This window comes from Paenibacillus sp. PCH8, from assembly GCF_002968835.1.
GTDB lineage: Bacteria > Bacillota > Bacilli > Paenibacillales > Paenibacillaceae > Paenibacillus.
In genome coordinates, this window is record NZ_PKQK01000011.1 from 27,954 (window position 1) to 47,118 (window position 19,165).

Below are 19,165 nucleotides of genomic sequence, written 5' to 3' on the forward strand. Positions count from 1 at the left end.
TGATGTTTTCCTATGAATGTTAACGGCGTTGTCCGTAAAAGATAGGTTCACTTTACAATTGCAAAAAAACAAATGCGAATATTAGCTCCACGTGTTGCGTGGGAATGAAATTGTTACGCTCTTGATCTGAGAGGGCGGCTATATGAGGCAGAAAAGGAGATTAACGTTATGTTTGGTGGTTTTACGAAAGATTTGGGTATTGATTTGGGGACAGCAAATACGTTGGTTTATGTACGTGGAAAAGGAATTGTGGTGCGCGAACCTTCGGTAGTTGCTATTCGGACGGATACAAACAGCATCGAGGCCGTTGGTGAATCTGCCAAAAAAATGATTGGACGTACACCGGGCAACATTCGTGCCATTCGTCCGATGAAAGATGGCGTTATTGCTGATTTTGATACAACGGCAGTGATGATCAAATATTTTATTCGTCAGGCACAGAAGCAACGCTCCATGTTCCAGCGTCATCCTAACGTGATGGTGTGCGTACCATCCGGGATTACTGCGGTAGAACAACGAGCGGTTGAAGATGCAACGAAGCAGGCTGGAGCACGTGAAGCCTACACGATTGAAGAACCTTTCGCAGCTGCAATTGGTGCAGATCTGCCCGTATGGGAACCGACAGGAAGCATGGTTGTAGATATTGGTGGCGGTACAACGGAAGTCGCTGTCATCTCTCTTGGCGGGATTGTAACGAGTCGTTCGGTTCGTGTTGCTGGTGATGAGATGGATGAATCCGTTATCCAGTACATCAAACGCCAATACAATCTGATGATTGGTGAACGTACATCTGAGCAATTGAAGATGGACATCGGATCAGCAATGCCACTTGAGCAAGTAGAAACGATGGAGATTCGTGGACGTGACCTCGTTACAGGTCTGCCTAAGACCATTACCATTACTTCGGATGAGATTAGCGAAGCGCTGGCTGATACGGTGAATGCGATTGTTGAAGCGGTTAAAGTGACGCTAGAAAAATGTCCGCCTGAACTTGCAGCCGATGTCATGGATCGTGGTATTGTTCTTACTGGTGGAGGTGCGTTGCTCCGCAATCTGGACAAGCTGCTTGCTGGCGAGACAGGAATGCCTGTGATTGTGGCTGAGAACCCGCTTGATTGTGTGGCGATCGGTACAGGTAAAGCGCTAGAGAATATTCATTTGTTCAAAAGCAGAAGCAGTTCGGCAGTTCGTTCCAAACGTTAAATGGTATTTGCCTAGCTTGGTCCCTGTACCAAGTGGCAAGATATCGTTATAGGACCCGGTTAACCCCGGGGAAGAGCTATTACCCGCTTAACAGGGGAGGATCAGCTGATATTCTCGCAGGGACTACAGGTCTGACAGTCTCCCCGCCGGGCATGGCTCGGAAGAGAATAATGGATGTTAGAGGGTGTTCGAACTGTTTAAACTGCTAGGTAACAAAAGACTTTTTGTTTTGCTGGTGGGCCTTGTTACATTTATCGCGTTAATGGGCTTTACGCTCGGTCCGCGAACCACTCTATCCTGGCCGGAGAAATTCCTGAAGGATTCAGTTGGATTTGTACAATACGTATTTTACAAGCCCGCTTCCTATGTAGCGGGCTTTTTCAAAGATGTATCGAACATGCGTACGGTATATCAAGAGAATGAAGAGCTTCGCATTGCGATGGGGCATTATACCCGGGATCGGCTGAAGTACAACGACATGGAGCAGGTCAATGAACAGCTCCAGAAGGCACTCAATTTCACCGAAGAACAGAAGAATCGCTATAATTACGGTTCACGAATTGCTCAAGTCATCAGTGCCAATTCGGATCCGAACAGCAGAACCATTAATATTGATATCGGAGAAAATGCGGGAATTAAGCCGGGTATGGCCGTTACTTCGCAGGAAGGACTGGTTGGTGTAATCAGTCATGTCAGCTCCTATACATCAACGGTTAATCTGTTAACTTCCATGGATGCTAATGATCCGACATCCAATGCCATCGCGGCTACAGCTGTGGGCAAAGAGAAAGTATTTGGTATGATTGAGAGTTATGATCCGAAGACGGGTATGCTCAAGATGACCAAGATTTCAGAGGACTCCAACATCGCTGATAAAGATGAAATCATCTCCTCCGGAATCATCAATAACTTTCCAAAGTATATGCGAATTGGTAAAGTGGAGAAGGTTGAAGTTGGCGAATACGGTTTGACACGGACTGCGATTATTAAACCGTATGCAAGCTTTCTGGACTGGAAAGAGCTGATTGTCATTATCCCGCCTGAGGTAAAAGAATAATGGTGACACGCAAGCAAGTCTTGTTCCTGTTGCTATTCGTATTATTCATTGTGGAAGGCACGATTTTGCCACTGCTTATTCCTTCCGGCTGGCAAATGCGTATTTCGGCCAACCTGGTCTATATCGCCATTCTGTTTATCGCTGTATATCATCATCGTCACACGGCACTCGTGCTGGGCATATTATTTGGACTGTTGCATGACGTCGTATTTTACGGTGAGATGATTGGACCCTACGGATTCTCAATGGGGTTGTCGGCTTACATGATGGGGCTTATTTTTCAAGCACCGCGTGCACCACTGCCAGTTATGGTTTCGGTTGTCATTTTAGGAAGTCTGCTCAATGACACCGTGTTATTCTTCTTGTACAAGCTTTTCCGACTCAATCACGTGACTTTTGACTGGGCGTTGCTTGAATATATGATTCCTAATTTGTTCATTCATTTTGTGTTTGCCTTGATCATTTATGTCCCGCTTCGCAAGCAACTGGAGCGGATCGGCAAGAGACGGAGCAAGACAGAGGAAGCTTCCTAAATACATTTATGGAGCGCAAAGCAGGAACTTGGGAACCCGGGCACGAAATGTAATGAGATGGGAGGGACAGGCTTATGACGGTAAAATCGAATCACGTAACGATTAAAGGCATCCGAGACGGCCTGGTTTTCCTGTTGGACGATCAATGTGAATTCGAGGAATTGCTCTATGAGCTCCGCTATAAGCTGGAACACAGCCATCAAAATATTTTGACCGGACCGATTGTTCATGTGGATGTCAAGTTGGGTGTCCGCGAAGTGACAGAGGACCAGAAAGAAGCAATCCTCGATGTGTTGAAGCGAAAAGGGAATCTGCTTATACGTTCTATCGACTCACCTGCACTCATACCGGAGGTTCAAGGACCGCCGCCGATTGTGACCATGTGTGGCATGGTGCGTTCAGGTCAGGTGCTTCATCATGAAGGAAATCTCCTCTTTCTTGGGGATATTAATCCTGGGGGCACGGTGACGTGTACCGGGGATATATATGTATTGGGTTCACTCAGAGGTATGGCTCATGCTGGAATTGGCGGGGACGAGGAAGCCATCATTGCTGCTTCGGTGTTTGCACCAACGCAGCTACGGATTGCTGATATTATCAGTCGTCCTCCCGATGAATGGGAGAGCCGAGAGACCGGAATGGAATTTGCTTACTTACAGGACAATCAGATGCAGATCGACAAGATGAGCAATATCGTTCGGTTGCGCCGAGATTTTAATGTGTTTAAAGGAGTGTAGCTCATGGGAGAGGCGATCGTGATCACTTCGGGTAAAGGCGGCGTGGGTAAAACAACCACCTCGGCAAACATCGGGACAGCGCTGGCGCTGCTCGGCAAAAAGGTTTGTCTGGTAGATACCGATATCGGCCTTCGTAATTTGGATGTCGTGATGGGACTCGAAAACCGTATTATTTACGATTTGTGCGACGTTGCGGACGGCCGCTGCCGTCTGAATCAGGCTTTGGTCAAAGACAAACGTTTTGAAGAATTATATATGCTGCCTGCGGCGCAGACAAGAGACAAAAACTCTGTGTCTCCAGAACAGGTGAGGGATATTATCCTTGAATTAAAAAAAGATTTTGAATACGTCATTATTGATTGCCCAGCCGGCATAGAGCAGGGTTTCAAAAATGCGGTAGCAGGAGCAGATCAGGCCATCGTGGTCACTACACCGGAAAATGCTGCAGTACGTGATGCGGATCGCGTCATCGGACTGCTCGAAAGTTCACACATTCAATCACCGAAGCTGGTGGTGAATCGAATTCGCAATAATATGGTTAAATCGGGTGACATGCTTGATATCGATGGTATTTTACAAGTACTTAATATTGACCTGATCGGTATCGTACCTGATGATGAACTGGTCATCAAGGCTGCCAATTCAGGAGAGCCTACGGTCATGAATCCGGATTCACATGCGGCAATTGCGTATCGCAACATCGCACGACGCATTCTGGGAGATACGGTTCCATTAATGCAGCTGGATCAGAAAAAGGGAGCTTTTTTGCGCTTCAAAAAGTTCTTCGGAATGTGATAACTCATTAAACACTCTTATTCATAACACTGAACGTATGACAGCCGTGGCTTGTAGCCCGGCTTTTTTTGTTATCTGCGGGCAGGCTTGTTCATATTCTCAATCGCCTCTTCATAGGATGTAGTAAACAAGCCTCGGCGGGAGGATATTCCATGAATACGAAACTCAGAATCAAGCAGAGAAGAGAAGAACGCATTCGGCGACTGATGGACGGTGCGACTCTGGAAGTCTTACAGGAGCAAAAATTAGGTTCGCTATTGCACAAGAATGAAATCAATAAACGGAAGCCGCTTGCGTCTGATGAGGGTATACAGGAAAGAGACCCGGAATGGCTGTGGAAAAAAGAGAATGGTCGTTTCGTTCCAGGCAGTCATTCAAGATTTAATCTATTCAAGTCACTTCTCAGACGGACAGTGATTAGCGCTTTGATATTTGGCGGAGTATGGGGCCTGTTTCAGTTGAATACATCGTGGACGACATCAACCAAAGCAGTGATTGCCGATGCACTCCATAGGGATATGAATTTTGCCTCTGCCGCTGCCTGGTATGAAAGGAATTTTGGAGGGACGCCTTCTTTTCTTCCCGTTCTCGGACATACGACGGATGCTGTTAATGGTTCAGGTATTCGGCAGTTATTGGGGAAACCGATCTCGGGGACCGTGGTGCAGCCATTCGCGCTCAGTATGAAAGGCATTGAGATTGTCCCGGATGCCGCAGGTGCACAACTTATTCAGGTTGCCAGTTCGGATGCAGGGCGGGTGACGGAGGTCATTGGAGATTCAGCAAGTGGATTTACGGTTGTTATCCAACACACAGGTAATGTTACAGCAATATACGGCCGCTTGAACGAGAGTGAAGTGAGCGTGAATGATTGGGTAGAAGCAGGGAATGAGGTCGGGAGTCTCAAGGCTACTGGGGGTGAACAACCGGCCACGCTCTATTTTGCGGTTAAAGAGGGTGAGGAATACGTAGATCCAGCGGAAGTCGTTGCCCTTGATTAGGGTATGGGGTGTACGTATTACATTTCATCCGTTTTTTGTGATTATCATGATGGCTTCCCTTCTGACCGGACATTTTATTGAGCTCATCACATTGTTTGCCATCGTATTTATTCATGAATGTGGACATGCTGCGGCGGCAGCCCTTCTGGGCTGCCGTGTTGTGTCAATACAGATGCTTCCTTTTGGAGGCGTGGCTGTTATTGAAGATGGGGGCAACATCACGGCCTTCCGAGAAATTATCATTGCTCTGGCAGGCCCATTGCAAAACATGCTGATGGTTGGTGTTGTTTGGCTGTTGCAGTATGCCAATCTGGGCGATCCACTTTTTCTGAACTATATCATTCAAGGGAATTTGCTCATTGCCCTGTTTAATCTGCTTCCTGTATTGCCTTTGGATGGAGGTAAAATTGTTCAGGCATTGGTTAGTCTGTGGGCACCCTACTATACAACGTTAATGTGGACTTACAGAATTAGCATTCTGTGCAGCGCAGGGATTATCTTGGTTGCCATCAGCCGGTGGCTTAACGGAGACTACGGACTTCCGCTAAATATATTGTTAATCGGTCTTTTCTTGTTCTATTCCAACATAACGGACTATCGCAATGTGCCCTATCGCTTTATCCGCTTTCTCATGAATCGGGAGAGTGCATTCGCTCGTCATGCGGCTACCGGTAGTTTGGCGCAGCCGATAATCTCATTTCCGGCGAAACCTTTGGACACTATTTTGCGTCTATTAAAGAGAGAAAGATACCATATGGTATACGTGATGAACAGACAGGGACGAATTATGGCTGTTTTGCCAGAACAACGGATTATCGGCTCCTATTTTCAACAGAATAACGATAAATTGTAGCGTTCTGGTGGACTTGTTCTGAAATGGTTAATACATGTAGGATTGAGAAATGCAAAGATACTGAAATGGATGTGGACGAATTGAATTGTCTTCTAGAGGTGAAGCCATGAAACAAATGATTGTACATAATGAAAATAACCTCATGCAAATGGCGCTTCTGGAAGAAGGCAAAGCTGTGGAATTCACCGCAGAGCGTACACGCGAGCGTGGACTGCTAGGTTCCTTTTTCAAAGGACGTGTAGTGAATGTGTTACCAGGTATGCAGGCTGCTTTTGTGGATATTGGTCAGAAAAAGAATGCGTTTCTGTATGTGGACGATGTGCTCCATCCCCATCTTGAGAAACAGCCCAAGGTGAAGCCTTCCATCTCGGAGTTGCTTCGTCCCGGTCAGGAAGTTATTGTTCAGGTTCTGAAGGAACCGGTAGGAGGCAAGGGTGCCCGGGTGACGACTCATTATTCACTCCCGGGTCGCTGGCTTGTCTACATGCCTGTTGCTGATTATGTAGCGGTATCCAAGAAGATTGCTCGTGAGGGGGATCGTTCCCGGCTCAAGGTGCTTGGAGAGCAACTGAGGCGGGAAGAAGAGGGACTAATCATCCGGACCGTATCTGCAGAAGAACAGCATGAAGCCATTCAGGCAGACTTGGAAACATTACGTGCGCAGTGGTACCTGATTCGTGAAAAAGCGGACAGTTTGCCTTCACCAAGCCTTTTGCATCGGGATCATAGCATGGTGCAGCGAATCATCAGAGATGTGTATACGCCAGGCAGTGACGAGGTCATCACCGACAATGAAGGACAAGCCCGTGAAGTAAAGGCATTACTGGAAGAGATGAGCCCGGGTCATCAACCTAAAGTACAAGTGTATCGGGGAACCGAGTCCATTTTTGCTGCTTATGATGTACAGGAGCAGTTAAACAAGGATTTTGCCCGTAAAGTGTGGCTGCCCGGAGGCGGTTATATTGTCATTGATCATACGGAAGCTCTGACTGTAGTGGATGTGAACACTGGAAAATATACGGGAGCTGGCGGTGACAGTCTGGAAGAGACCGTTACGGAGACCAACATGCAGGCAGCCGTTGAGATTGCCCGACTGATGCGTCTTCGGGATATCGGTGGCATGATTATTGTCGACTTCATTGATATGGAGGAAGCTTCAAATCGGTACGAAGTAGCGGCAACTTTGGAGAGTGAGCTCAAGAAGGATCGGACCAAAGCCTTCGTAATGGGGTGGACCAAGCTGGGTCTGCTTGAACTTACTCGCAAAAAGGTACGGGAAGAGAGCACGCTGCCTTATGTGGAGCCGTGTTCTTCCTGCCATGGAACCGGAAAAAGATATATTTCACCTTTACATTGATTTTTGATATCTTGCGTGATATAATCTTCAAGTATGTGTTTAGCCTATTGGTCTTGCACATGCTGTAACCGCACTGGCCGGGTACAAGAACAGCTCCGCAAGGAGGCTGTCACCTGAGACCGGGCGAGTCTGAGACATGAGGAGGTGCAAGGCAAATGTACGCAATTATTGAAACAGGCGGCAAACAGTACAAAGTCCAAGAGGGCGATGTTCTGTTCATTGAGAAATTGACTGCGAACGATGGCGAAAGCGTAACGTTCGACCGTGTACTGGCTGTATCTAACGATCAAGGTTTGACAGCAGGTACACCATTGATTTCCGGAGCTACTGTAACGGCTAAAGTGGAGAAACATGGCAGAGGACAAAAGGTTGTTGTATACAAATACAAACCGAAAAAGAACTACCATGTGAAGCAAGGTCACCGTCAACCGTACACTAAAGTAACTATCGAAACAATCAAAGCGTAAGAAGGTGCGATAAGTGATTATCGTTCAAATCTTTCGTGATGAGGACGGGAGCATCGAACGCTTTTCCATCGAAGGGCATGCTAACTTTGCCAAGCGTGGAGAAGACATCGTATGTGCCGGGGTATCCGCTGTTACAGTGGGTACGGTGAACTCAATTGAAACATTGACTGGTGTCGAAATGGATGCCAAGATGAAGAATGGCTTTTTAAGCGCTTCTTTACCTTTGTTAGACAAAGAGGAAACTTGGTCCCAGGTACAATTGCTACTCGAATCCATGGTGGTTATGCTCTCTAATATTGCAGAGTCATACGGAAAGTATATTCAAATAGAGCAAGTCAAATAAGCAAAGAAGGAGGACAACCAATCATGTTGAAATTAAATCTTCAGTTATTCGCATCGAAAAAAGGTGTAGGTTCAACGAAGAACGGACGTGACAGTAATGCTCAACGTCTGGGCGTTAAACGTGCTGATGGTCAAACTGTAACTGGTGGTAGCATTCTCGTTCGCCAACGCGGAACGAAAATTCACCCAGGAACTAACGTTGGCATTGGTAAAGATGACACTTTGTTCGCGAAAATCGACGGCGTTGTAAAATTCGAACGTTGGGGACGCGATCGTAAAAAAGTAAGCATCTACCCTGTAAACGTTGCTCCTGTAGCAGCTGCAGTAGAAGCGTAATATCGGCATTCCGCCTAAGGAGCCTTCGGCATTTTTGCCGGAGGTTTTTTGTATTCAACGATTATTCGATAATGAACTGGCAGAAAAGACATGTTATACTTGGTTACGGTGGGTTTAGACCAACCGAGTTTTGTAGAACGGGGAGAAGCCATGAAATCCTGGAAAAGAGTGCCGTGGATTGCGGCATGTTCACTTCTGATTCCTTTGGTTTTCGTTATGCTGTATCCGGCGATCATTTCAAGCGTCGTGTGCGCATTGTGGTCTGTCGCAGTATTGTTTATTTCTGTGAATGCGATGAAGAAACAGGCGGAGGCGGAACGCAGAACCATCATACAATCCATGGAAAAGACAGCAATAGCTTCATTAAATCATCATCGACACGACTGGATGAACGACCTTCAGGTGTTATATGGATATCTTAGGCTGGGCAAACTTGATAAATCTGTGCAATGTGTGGAAAGAATAAAAGAACGGGTTACAGAAGAAAGCCGAATCTCGAGATTGGGTATTCCTTCCCTCGTGTTTTATCTTCAATCTTTTCGGGCCAGCGGGATTGCGCTGGAATTGTATGTGGAAATAGAGGATGAGTTGCAGCTTAGTGCTCTGGTCTCTCCCGAGGATGGCGAGTCGCTTACGGGGGCGATTGCGGATGCAATCAGGGCCTACCAATATGGCGGTGGCCGGTCGTCTTGGGGAGAGGTTCGCAAACTGACCTTGAACTTCGGACAGGATCATGGAGATGTAGTTGTCCGGCTGGATGGGGATCAAACACCCGATCCGGAAACACTACGGCAGCTTACTGCCGTACTCAAAGGAAATAATGTCAGAACGGAGCCGTTTCCGTCTGAGGATACGTTTATACAATTCAGAATGCCGTGTGGAATATAGGAAGAAGGGGTAACCAATGTTTGTAGATAAAGCGAAGATTTATGTGAAAGCCGGAGACGGAGGGGACGGAATTGTTTCGTTCCGTCGTGAGAAGTATGTACCGAACGGCGGACCTGCCGGGGGCGATGGAGGCAGAGGAGCTGACATCATTTTCCGTGTGGATGAAGGTCTGCGTACGTTGATGGATTTCCGTTACCAGCGTCACTTCAAGGCCCCACGTGGTGAGAAGGGACGTAACAAAAGTCAGCATGGTGCGAACGCGGAGAACATGATTGTGCGCATTCCACCCGGAACTGTCATTTTGGATGAAGACAGTGGCGAAATACTGGCGGATCTGACACGTCATGATCAACAAGTTGTTATTGCTCGTGGTGGACGAGGCGGGCGGGGTAACATCCGATTCGCTACACCGAACAACCCCGCGCCAGAACTTGCTGAGAACGGTGAAGAAGGACAAGAGCGTTACATCGTGCTTGAACTTAAAGTTATGGCAGATGTGGGATTGGTTGGTTTTCCGAGTGTCGGAAAATCGACGCTGCTTTCTGTCGTTTCGGCAGCTAAGCCGAAGATTGGCGTATATCATTTCACGACCATCACACCGAATCTGGGTGTGGTCGGTGTAGGTGAAGGCCGTAGTTTCGTTATGGCGGATTTGCCTGGACTGATTGAAGGTGCGCATGAAGGAATCGGACTGGGACATGAGTTTTTACGTCATGTCGAGCGTACCCGTATTATTATTCATGTGGTGGACATGTCGGGTTCCGAAGGACGCGATCCATTTGAAGACTGGCAGAAAATCAATGACGAACTGAAGTTGTACAATCCGCTTCTCGCCGAGAGACCGCAAGTTGTAGCAGCTAATAAGATGGACATGCCAGACTCCGAAGCGAACTTGGAGCAATTTTTACAACAAGTTCGTGAACTTCAACCGGATATTGAAGTGATGCCTATTTCATCTCTGACCCGGAAAGGGATTCAAGAACTTCTGTATCGTGCGGCTGATCTGCTCGATCAGGTTCCAGACGAGCGAGTGGTTGAAGAGGTAGCAGATGTATCCGAACGTAAAGTGTACAGCTTGGACAAAAAAGAGGACGATGGTTTCCGCATTGTGCGTGACAATGAAATGTTCGTTGTCGAAAGTGCCAAGATTGATCGCATGATGAAACGGATGCAACTGAACTCGCATGAGGCTATTCTCAAGCTGGCACGTACACTGCGGTATATGGGTGTGGATGCTGAATTGCGCAAGCGTGGAGCTGTTGAAGGCACCATTGTGCGCATCGGAGAATTTGAATTCGAATTCGTGGAAGGCAGTAGCTACTACTAAGTGGTAGTCTTCCACGGAGAGACAGATATATATGGATACGCAGAGTAGTGGGAGGAAACCCACCGCTCTGCGTTTTTTTTTGTTTTTTCTGACATGAGCAAGGGCTTAGCTTGTATACTGTGAGGAACGCATTTCGAAAAATAGGCGTGTCATGTATTGCCCTTTTGTCATAGATCCTATATAATGTCCACTATATGAATACATGAGTCTTTGAGGAGAGGACGTTCTGTGAACGAACGCTATTACTTAGTACGGGAAGATATTTTACCTGAGGCTGTGGTGAAGACCATGCAGGTTAAAGAACTACTGGCTTCAGGTGATGTCAAAACAGTGCATGAGGCCGTTGAACAGATCGGATTAAGCCGGAGTGCCTTTTACAAGTACAAAGATGGGATTCATCTGATTAATCAGCTTGAGCGTGAGAGAATTGTAACCATCTCCATTGATCTGGAGCATCAGTCGGGTATCTTGTCTCGTGTGCTCGGACATGTGGCTGGTTATGGAGCCAACGTACTTACGATCAATCAGAGTATTCCGCTTCAGGGAAGAGCCAATGTTGTCATTTCGGTGGAGACGACACATCTTCATGGAGAGATTGGTGAAATGCTGGATCGGATGCAGGATATGCCTGGCGTAAGACGCACACGTATTGTAGGCCAAGGTTAATGAGGCTTCAACATACAACGTTACGGTAGTTGCGGTGGGTGAATCTGGGGCCCTCATACTGGGCTGGCTCACGGACAAGATTAGACATTAGGGGGTAGATCGTTAGTGAAACCGGTAAAAGTCGGATTGTTGGGTCTGGGAACTGTCGGAACGGGAGTCGTTCGCATTGTGGAAGGAAATCAGGAGGATCTGAGCAGTCAGGTTGGATCGCCGATTATCATTGAGAAAATCGCAGTGAAAAATACTGAGAAAGACCGTGTCATTGCTGTAGACCGAGCCAAGCTTACGGAAGATCCTTGGGAAGTCATTCGTCACCCGGATATTGATGTCATCGTTGAAGTTATGGGCGGCATCGATCAGACGAAGGAGTATATTCTTGAAGCGTTGGAACGTGGGAAACATATTGTAACAGCGAATAAGGATCTCATGGCACTGCACGGTACGGAGATTTTGGCGAAGGCTCAAGAAAAACAATGTGACGTCTTCTATGAGGCGAGTGTTGCGGGGGGCATTCCGATCATTCGTACACTGATTGAAGGTTTCTCCTCTGACCGGATTACTCGCATTATGGGGATTGTGAACGGAACAACGAACTTTATTTTGACGAAAATGAGTCAGGAAGGTGCATCCTATGAAGAGGTACTGGCTGAGGCTCAGGCTTTGGGATACGCGGAAACGGACCCAACCTCGGATGTAGAAGGACTTGATGCGGCTCGCAAAATGGCGATCTTGAGTACGTTGGGCTTCCGCACCAATGTGGAATTGCAGGACGTAAGCGTTAAGGGGATTTCAACCGTCACCCGAGAAGATATTACGTATGCCAAACGACTTGGTTATGAGATGAAGTTACTGGGGATCGCGGATCGCACTGACGATGAAATCACGATCAGTGTTCAGCCGACGATGGTTAGACAGAATCACCCGATTGCCTCCGTCAACGGCGTGTTCAATGCAGTGTATGTACACGGTGAAGCTGTGGGGGAGACCATGTTCTACGGTGCAGGTGCGGGGGAACTCCCAACGGCAACTTCAGTTGTAGCTGATATTGTAGCGGTCATCAAAAACCTTAAACTGGGTGTGAATGGTCTAAAAGCGATCGTGCCTTATAAGCAGAAGCGACTGCAAAGCGATGAGCAGATTATGTCGAAAAACTTTATATTATTACATGTTGATGATAAAGCAGGAGTATTGGCACAGATCACGCAGATTTTTGCAGAATATGATGTCAGTCTGGCTTCGGTTGTTCAACAGCCGAATGAGCATAACCCGGATGCAGAGATTATTATTGTTACACATAATGCAAGTAAGGCGAGTATGGACAAAGTATTGAAACATTTTGAATCACTCAGCGTTATTCGCCGCATTAAGAGTGTCTATCGGGTCGAAGGTTAATGTCCTTGTCCCGTCAGAATCTCGTTATAACTCAAGAGTTCAATGATAGGCATGTCAGCATAAGCATTTCATCATTTTAGAATATTAAATCATAAAGGAGTTTACCCACAATGAGATATCAAGGATTATTGCAAACATACAGAGAGCACCTTCCGGTTAATGAAAATACACCCCTGCTTACGCTTCAGGAAGGCAACACCCCTTTGATTCATGCAGAGAATCTGTCTGAGGAACTGGGTTTGAATCTGTATTTCAAATATGAAGGCTTGAACCCAACAGGTTCGTTCAAAGACCGCGGAATGGTTATGGCGGTTGCCAAAGCAATGGAAGAGGGCAGCCACACAATCATGTGTGCATCCACAGGTAATACGTCTGCAGCTGCAGCTGCTTATGCTGCACGTGGTGGTCTCAATTGTATCGTGCTGATTCCGAATAACAACATTGCACTGGGTAAACTGGCCCAAGCCATGATTTACGGAGCCAAAGTAATCGCGATCAATGGTAACTTTGACCGGGCACTCGAAATCGTGCGTGAGATTACAGCAAAACATCCAATCACACTTGTAAACTCTGTAAATCCATACCGGATTGAAGGACAGAAGACAGCGGCGTTTGAAGTTATTGAACAACTTGGCGAAGCGCCTGACGTTCTGGCTATTCCAGTTGGTAATGCGGGGAATATCTCTGCGTATTGGAAAGGCTTCAAAGAATATAAAGAGGCAGGTAAATCTAACACGCTGCCGCGCATGGTTGGTTTTGAAGCTGAAGGGGCGATGGCTATTGTCAAAGGTGAGCCGATCCTGGAGCCTGAAACCGTAGCAACAGCGATTCGAATTGGTAATCCAGCGAGCTGGAAAACGGCAGTAGCTGCGGCCGAGGAATCTGGCGGACAGATTAACTATGTAACGGATGAACAGATCTTGGCGGCGTATCGTACGCTTGCTGCTCGTGAGGGGATTTTTGCTGAACCTGCTTCTGCAGCTTCCCTTGCCGGTGTATACAAACTGAAGAGTGAAGGGTACTTTAAAGGCGGAGAGACTGTGGTTTGTGTGCTGACAGGCAATGGCCTGAAAGATCCGAATATCGCGATCCAAACGGTAGCTACCGAGCCACTGGTTGTTGAGGATACGGAAGAAGCGGTAATGGCAGCTATCGCCCAACTGGAGCAGCAGTCTGTATGAGTTTGCTAGAAAAGGTAACCGTAAAAATACCTGCAAGTACAGCCAATCTGGGTCCAGGGTTTGATACCCTGGGCATGGCATTGTCTTTGTATGCCTGGTTGGAAATGAAACCAGCGGAGCAGACAACATTCCATCTCCATGGTGATCATTTGACAGGTTTGCCTACGGATAAATCCAATCTGATCTATGAAGTTGCACAGATGGTATTCGAAGAAGCTGGGGTATCGGTACCCGAATTGGAGATTTCCATGTATTCCGACATCCCGCTTACGCGGGGACTCGGGAGTAGCGCTTCAGCCATCGTTGGCGCACTGGCAGCAGCTAATGCATTAATTGGTGGTCTCTTGTCAGATGCCAAGCTTCTGGATATGGCCACATCTCTTGAGAAACATCCAGATAATGTGGGTGCCTCTTTGTACGGCGGAATTATTACAGCTGCTTGGGATGGTCATCACGTAGATCATATACGTATTGAGCCACATCAGGATTTGCAGGCTTTGGTTATTGTGCCTGAATTCCAGCTGTCTACCTCAAAAGCAAGGAATGTGATTCCAGAGCAATTTGGCATGTCTGATGTGGTGCATAACATTAGCAGATCCGCACTGCTTGTAGCGGCTTTGGCAAGTGGGCGATTGGATATGATACAGAAGGCGATGTCAGATCGTATTCATCAACCTTACCGGGCATCATTGGTACCGGGCATGTCCGAGATATTGGAACATGCCGCCGATCATGGAGCTTTGGGAGCTGCTCTGAGTGGAGCGGGACCTACTGTGTTGACGTTGGTAGATCGTCATGACACCCGGAAAGCAGAACTGGAACAATATTTGCTGGACACCATGGGACGGGAAGGCATATCTGCCTCTGCACTGTGGCTGGATCCGGATTTGGATGGTGTAACCGTGCTGGCTGATCAAGACGAACGTCCTTTTTTGGACAGAATCAAAGGGGAAGTTAATGCATGAAACGAATTGCAGTATTACCTGAAGGCTCGGTCTCCCATGAAGCAATTGATTTTCTCTTTAACGGTGAAAAGCTCGACCTGCTTCACTCCAAGCTGATTTCAGATGTTTTTCGTGCTGTGGATAACGGAAATGCACAGTACAGTGTCATTCCGATCGAAAATACGATAGAAGGTTCTGTTAGTCTTCATATGGACTGGCTTGTGAATGAGGTGGATATTCCAATGCAAGCAGAATGGGTGTATCCATCCATTCAGAATGTCATTGGACATGGCGAGGAATTTATGACGGAGAGTGGCGAGTATGACTTTGGTAGAATCACGAAAATCATGTCTCATCCGGTGGCTATTCCACAGTGTCAGAATTTTATTCGACTGCATTCACCAGGAGCGGACCTTGAAGGTGTAAACAGTACAGCCGAAGCTGTAGAAATTGTGAAAAAAAATCCGGGTAAAGGCTGGGTAGCGATCGGGACAAAGCTTGCTGCTCAGAAGCACGGTCTGCATATTATGGCTGAACGGGTCACAGATCATGACAACAATTATACCCGTTTTGTGCTCATAGGCCATGAGCCTGTGAACATCCCCCGTGAACCGGATCATGTAAAAACCAGCTTGCTGGTAACGTTGCCAGAAGATGCGCCGGGAGCTTTGCATCAGGTATTGTCGGCTTTTGCCTGGCGGAAGCTGAACTTGACCCGGCTCGAATCTCGTCCAACGAAGAAACGATTGGGTAGCTACTATTTTTACATTGATGTTATCGAAACAGTTGACTCAATATTACTCACCGCAGCTATGGCTGAAATTGAGGCATTGAATTGTCAGGTGCGCGTTCTTGGTAGCTATCCCTGTTATACATACCCTTCGAGGTAATTGACCTGATGGTGGTTGGGAATGTTAGAAGGTTGTCATAAGTCTGGGTAGAATGAGTGAGTAATCGCTTGTCATTTGGTGTACAATGGACGGGTTAGTAACGTTTCGGAGTTCAGGGAATGGATATTTTATGGAGGTGCAGTCATCGGTGGCAGAGCAATGGATTTATTTGGATGGTCAGTATGTGACCAAAGAGAACGCAACCGTTTCGGTATATGATCATGGATTTTTGTATGGAGACGGGATTTTCGAAGGTATTCGGATCTATAACGGAAACATTTTTAGATGTAAGGCCCATTTGGATCGTTTGTATGATTCAGCGAAATCCATCAGTTTGAATATCCCGCTATCTATTGATGAGATGCTGGAAGTAATGGCTGAAACGGTACGCCGCAATGATATGCGTAATGGCTATATTCGTCTAATTGTATCGCGTGGCCCTGGTAATCTGGGGTTGGACCCGCTACGTTGCCCCAAGGCATCTGTAATTATCATCGTGGAGCAATTGGCGATCTATCCGGAGGAAGCGTATCTTACTGGGTTGAAAGCAGTGTCCGTATCCCAACGCCGAAACATACCAGATGCATTGAATCCGAAAATTAAATCATTGAACTATTTGAATAACATTCTGGTTAAAATCCAGTCTAACTATTCAGGTGCTGGTGAAGCGATTATGCTGAATTCCCAAGGGTACGTTACTGAGGGTTCAAGTGATAACATCTTCATCATCAAAAATGGTGTAGTATACACGCCTCCTTGTTATCTCGGAGCGCTTGAAGGGATTACACGTCAAGCCATTATCGATCTATGTGGCGAGCTTGAGCTTGAATTAAAAGAAATTCCATTCACCCTCCATGATGTGTATATCGCAGACGAAGTCTTTTTCACCGGAACAGCTGCAGAAGTTATCGCTGCATATGAAGTAGATGGAAGAACAATTGGTACGGGTGTAGCAGGTCCTGTTACGCTGAGATTGCTTGAAGCATTCCGTCAGATTGTTGACAAAGATGGCTATAAAGTGTGGGAATCTTAGGCTTGAATAGAACAACATAGGGAACAGGAATCCTCCTTGTCCGATAAAATTCAGCATACCTGGCGTATGGGGATTTTAGAGACAGGAGGATTTTTTTTGTTTAGTTGATGTCATTAGCCCGGTTTCTGCATAGGATGTAGTAACGGTATGGGCGAATGTACTGCCCAAGTATGACGTCTAGGAGGTTAGTTCCCTGTGAAAATACACATGGTGAAAAAAGGTGACACATTATATTTGCTGTCCCAAAAATACAATGTTGCGCTGGACAAATTGATCGTGGCTAATCCGCAAATCACGAATCCCGACAAACTGGATATTGGCATGAAGGTCAAGATCCCTGCAGAGCCGGTAACACCGAAACCAGAAGGCATGTTGCACAGTCATAAGGTTCAGCAAGGGGATTCATTATGGAAGTTGTCACAAGCCTGGGGAGTTCCTTTAAAAGATATGATTAATGCGAATCCACAGCTGAAGAATCCGAACGCTCTTCTGGTGGGGGAAACGGTATACATCCCTTCTATGCATGCACAAGGAAATACCACGTCTAATTCAGGCGCCAGCAACATGGGTGCGCATGAAAAGTTGGTGCCTGAAAGCAAGGAGTACACGGGAGTCAAAGAAGAACCTTCACCATCGGCGCCAGTGACGCCAACTCCTCCTGTATTAGAGGTTCCAGTCCCAGTCCCAGTCCCAGTCTCGCCACCGGCTAATCCGGTAAAGCCAAATGTGATGCCGGAACTGGAAGTGCTGCCGCAGTTGCCTGAAATCCCTGAAGTGAAACCGGAAAAAGCAAAAGAAAAAGAAACGCACAAAAAGGAAGAGGTTAAGCCTGAGCTTCATGTTAAGCCCGTTACTGATTCCAAGAAATATACAATGCCTAGTCTTTCTCCAGAAATGATGCCTTTACCAGTAATGCCTAATACGAAGTCTCCTTCTGAGATTGCGCCTGTAACAAAAGCGCCTTGCGGCTGCGGAAATAAATTGCATCATGCTCCTGCGGAACATCCTTATGCTCAAGTGCCGGTCCCTGCACAGGAGGTATATGTTGTTCAGCAAGACATGTACACGGCGGGAGCGAGTAACAATTCTCCGTTTCCAGGAATTCCGGAAGTTAGCCCTTATAGTGGCGGTGATCTTTCGAACAGCCCGTGGACTGGGGCGGAGCAAAATCATAATCACAACAACGTTATGCCCAATCTGTCCGCAGAAATGCAAAATAATTCATTTCCAATTGCACCGGCTGGCCATGTGAACAGTCCGTTTCCGACATTCGCAGCACCTAGTCATATGAATCATCAGCCGCCTTTCATTTCTCCATATTCGATGCTTCCATACCCACCATGCGGATGTGGTTCACATTCACATGTGCCTCACTATACTTATCCATCTCATGGGTATCAGGATCCGGCATGGAACATGTATGGTCCTTCGTACGGTATGCCACCTGAAATGTCCACATCAACGATGCCAAACCAGCCTATTGAGTATGCTTATCAGAATCCCTATCCTACCCAGAACATGGTTCCGCCGTCTCCACTTGGTGCTTTTGGCGACATGTACCCTCCGCAAGGCCAAGGCAAGAGTGGCAAAAAAGGGAGACGTGATGACGCTAATTTAAGTCAGGCATCAATTGAAGAGTTTGATTCGGAGACGAAGTCCAAGCAAGCCGGGAATAAGCTGGTAGCTGCGAAACGCAGAACAGCCAAAACTCCAGTGAAGAATAAATCCAAGGTTTCTGTCTCTGGAAAATCATCCAGAGAGGGTAGAACAACTTCCAGCCCGCGTACACCAGCCAAAAAACGCCGTAATCCATGGATACAAAACTAAAGAAATGCAGTTGCTGAAAAGTAAGTGAAATTATCTGTTATACAAAAGATAAGCCAGCTCCTTATTAGAGAGCTGGTTTCTCTTTTGTATAAGTATAAATTGGATTATGCATAACGAATCCATAATTGTTCAGGACAGGCTGATGTAGAACATTTCATTGAGGAATTGTTGTAAACACTTTCATGAGTATGTTAAAATATTTGTATCTATGGGGTCATCACTGTAATGGTACAAGATAGGGAATCGATGTAATGTGATACCTTTCAGTTCATACAAACCACTAAATAAAAGAAACAAAAAAACTGTTGCATTAGATTCAGCCATATGATATATTAT

Annotated in this window: 20 protein-coding genes and 1 other annotated feature; all 20 genes read left to right on the top strand. The window is 46.6% G+C overall.

Annotated elements, in window-relative coordinates:
- The first annotated feature begins 168 nt into the window (after nt 1–168).
- The 20 genes from C0Q44_RS29570 to C0Q44_RS29665 all read left to right on the top strand — a co-directional run bounded on the left by C0Q44_RS29570 (nt 169) and on the right by C0Q44_RS29665 (nt 18,829).
- Nucleotides 169–1,203, top strand: coding sequence for a rod shape-determining protein (locus C0Q44_RS29570; protein WP_105410711.1), 1,035 nt, complete (start codon nt 169–171; stop codon nt 1,201–1,203).
- Nucleotides 1,204–1,387: 184 nt separating this feature from the next.
- Nucleotides 1,388–2,260 carry a rod shape-determining protein MreC gene (gene mreC, locus C0Q44_RS29575; RefSeq protein ID WP_105410712.1) on the top strand — a complete coding sequence of 291 codons (873 nt, stop codon included), beginning with the start codon at nt 1,388–1,390 and terminating at the stop codon, nt 2,258–2,260.
- The gene (locus C0Q44_RS29580) at nt 2,260–2,793 is read left to right on the top strand and encodes a rod shape-determining protein MreD (RefSeq protein ID WP_105410713.1); all 534 of its coding nucleotides are present in this window, start codon (nt 2,260–2,262) and stop codon (nt 2,791–2,793) included. Before mreC ends, C0Q44_RS29580 begins: the two co-directional genes overlap by 1 nt.
- A 74-nt stretch (nt 2,794–2,867) precedes the next feature.
- The gene (minC, locus tag C0Q44_RS29585; RefSeq protein ID WP_105410714.1) at nt 2,868–3,530 is read left to right on the top strand and encodes a septum site-determining protein MinC; all 663 of its coding nucleotides are present in this window, start codon (nt 2,868–2,870) and stop codon (nt 3,528–3,530) included.
- 3 nt (nt 3,531–3,533) lie between these two features.
- On the top strand, nt 3,534–4,325 hold the full coding sequence (minD, locus tag C0Q44_RS29590; protein ID WP_105410715.1) for a septum site-determining protein MinD: 792 nt from the start codon (nt 3,534–3,536) through the stop codon (nt 4,323–4,325).
- 152 nt (nt 4,326–4,477) lie between these two features.
- Nucleotides 4,478–5,326, top strand: a complete 849-nt coding sequence (locus C0Q44_RS29595; RefSeq protein WP_105410716.1) for a M23 family metallopeptidase — start codon at nt 4,478–4,480, stop codon at nt 5,324–5,326.
- A complete protein-coding gene (locus C0Q44_RS29600; protein ID WP_105410717.1) occupies nt 5,319–6,179 on the top strand; it encodes a M50 family metallopeptidase in 861 nt (286 codons plus the stop codon). The genes C0Q44_RS29595 and C0Q44_RS29600 overlap by 8 nt, the downstream gene beginning before the upstream one ends.
- A 106-nt stretch (nt 6,180–6,285) precedes the next feature.
- Nucleotides 6,286–7,536 carry an Rne/Rng family ribonuclease gene (locus tag C0Q44_RS29605; protein WP_105410718.1) on the top strand — a complete coding sequence of 417 codons (1,251 nt, stop codon included), beginning with the start codon at nt 6,286–6,288 and terminating at the stop codon, nt 7,534–7,536.
- A 56-nt stretch (nt 7,537–7,592) separates the two neighbouring features.
- Nucleotides 7,593–7,677 (top strand) — a sequence feature (ribosomal protein L21 leader region).
- A gap of 14 nt (nt 7,678–7,691) precedes the next feature.
- Nucleotides 7,692–8,003: a 50S ribosomal protein L21 gene (gene rplU / locus C0Q44_RS29610; RefSeq protein WP_105410719.1), complete on the top strand. Its 312-nt coding sequence runs from the start codon at nt 7,692–7,694 to the stop codon at nt 8,001–8,003.
- Between the two features lie 13 nt (nt 8,004–8,016).
- A complete protein-coding gene (locus C0Q44_RS29615) occupies nt 8,017–8,346 on the top strand; it encodes a ribosomal-processing cysteine protease Prp (protein ID WP_105410720.1) in 330 nt (109 codons plus the stop codon).
- A gap of 23 nt (nt 8,347–8,369) precedes the next feature.
- On the top strand, nt 8,370–8,681 hold the full coding sequence (gene rpmA, locus C0Q44_RS29620; RefSeq protein WP_017692622.1) for a 50S ribosomal protein L27: 312 nt from the start codon (nt 8,370–8,372) through the stop codon (nt 8,679–8,681).
- A gap of 150 nt (nt 8,682–8,831) precedes the next feature.
- Complete coding sequence (locus C0Q44_RS29625) at nt 8,832–9,569, top strand: Spo0B domain-containing protein (RefSeq protein WP_105410721.1); 738 nt, start codon at nt 8,832–8,834, stop codon at nt 9,567–9,569.
- 16 nt (nt 9,570–9,585) lie between these two features.
- Nucleotides 9,586–10,896 (top strand): GTPase ObgE, encoded by a 1,311-nt coding sequence (obgE, locus tag C0Q44_RS29630; protein ID WP_105410722.1) that lies wholly within the window; start codon nt 9,586–9,588, stop codon nt 10,894–10,896.
- Between the two features lie 228 nt (nt 10,897–11,124).
- Entirely contained in the window at nt 11,125–11,562 is a 438-nt protein-coding gene (locus tag C0Q44_RS29635) for an ACT domain-containing protein (protein ID WP_105410723.1), read from the top strand.
- 105 nt (nt 11,563–11,667) lie between these two features.
- The gene (locus C0Q44_RS29640; protein WP_105410724.1) at nt 11,668–12,954 is read left to right on the top strand and encodes a homoserine dehydrogenase; all 1,287 of its coding nucleotides are present in this window, start codon (nt 11,668–11,670) and stop codon (nt 12,952–12,954) included.
- Nucleotides 12,955–13,064: 110 nt separating this feature from the next.
- Nucleotides 13,065–14,135 carry a threonine synthase gene (gene thrC, locus C0Q44_RS29645; protein ID WP_105410725.1) on the top strand — a complete coding sequence of 357 codons (1,071 nt, stop codon included), beginning with the start codon at nt 13,065–13,067 and terminating at the stop codon, nt 14,133–14,135.
- Nucleotides 14,132–15,100 (top strand): homoserine kinase, encoded by a 969-nt coding sequence (thrB, locus tag C0Q44_RS29650; RefSeq protein ID WP_105410726.1) that lies wholly within the window; start codon nt 14,132–14,134, stop codon nt 15,098–15,100. Before thrC ends, thrB begins: the two co-directional genes overlap by 4 nt.
- Nucleotides 15,097–15,969 (top strand): prephenate dehydratase, encoded by an 873-nt coding sequence (pheA, locus tag C0Q44_RS29655; protein WP_105410727.1) that lies wholly within the window; start codon nt 15,097–15,099, stop codon nt 15,967–15,969. The genes thrB and pheA overlap by 4 nt, the downstream gene beginning before the upstream one ends.
- Before the next feature lie 148 nt (nt 15,970–16,117).
- Nucleotides 16,118–17,002, top strand: coding sequence for a branched-chain-amino-acid transaminase (gene ilvE, locus C0Q44_RS29660; protein WP_105410728.1), 885 nt, complete (start codon nt 16,118–16,120; stop codon nt 17,000–17,002).
- Between the two features lie 195 nt (nt 17,003–17,197).
- Entirely contained in the window at nt 17,198–18,829 is a 1,632-nt protein-coding gene (locus tag C0Q44_RS29665; protein ID WP_105410729.1) for a LysM peptidoglycan-binding domain-containing protein, read from the top strand.
- Nucleotides 18,830–19,165: the final 336 nt, after the last annotated feature.

What these genes read in the sequence shown, in the direction of transcription:
- C0Q44_RS29570 (WP_105410711.1), top strand. Translation starts at nt 169, where the DNA reads ATGTTTGGTGGTTTTACGAAAGATTTGGGTATTGATTTGGGGACAGCA.
- C0Q44_RS29580 (WP_105410713.1), top strand. Translation starts at nt 2,260, where the DNA reads ATGGTGACACGCAAGCAAGTCTTGTTCCTGTTGCTATTCGTATTATTC.
- minC (WP_105410714.1), top strand. Translation starts at nt 2,868, where the DNA reads ATGACGGTAAAATCGAATCACGTAACGATTAAAGGCATCCGAGACGGC.
- minD (WP_105410715.1), top strand. Translation starts at nt 3,534, where the DNA reads ATGGGAGAGGCGATCGTGATCACTTCGGGTAAAGGCGGCGTGGGTAAA.
- C0Q44_RS29595 (WP_105410716.1), top strand. Translation starts at nt 4,478, where the DNA reads ATGAATACGAAACTCAGAATCAAGCAGAGAAGAGAAGAACGCATTCGG.
- C0Q44_RS29605 (WP_105410718.1), top strand. Translation starts at nt 6,286, where the DNA reads ATGAAACAAATGATTGTACATAATGAAAATAACCTCATGCAAATGGCG.
- rplU (WP_105410719.1), top strand. Translation starts at nt 7,692, where the DNA reads ATGTACGCAATTATTGAAACAGGCGGCAAACAGTACAAAGTCCAAGAG.
- rpmA (WP_017692622.1), top strand. Translation starts at nt 8,370, where the DNA reads ATGTTGAAATTAAATCTTCAGTTATTCGCATCGAAAAAAGGTGTAGGT.
- C0Q44_RS29625 (WP_105410721.1), top strand. Translation starts at nt 8,832, where the DNA reads ATGAAATCCTGGAAAAGAGTGCCGTGGATTGCGGCATGTTCACTTCTG.
- obgE (WP_105410722.1), top strand. Translation starts at nt 9,586, where the DNA reads ATGTTTGTAGATAAAGCGAAGATTTATGTGAAAGCCGGAGACGGAGGG.
- thrC (WP_105410725.1), top strand. Translation starts at nt 13,065, where the DNA reads ATGAGATATCAAGGATTATTGCAAACATACAGAGAGCACCTTCCGGTT.
- thrB (WP_105410726.1), top strand. Translation starts at nt 14,132, where the DNA reads ATGAGTTTGCTAGAAAAGGTAACCGTAAAAATACCTGCAAGTACAGCC.
- pheA (WP_105410727.1), top strand. Translation starts at nt 15,097, where the DNA reads ATGAAACGAATTGCAGTATTACCTGAAGGCTCGGTCTCCCATGAAGCA.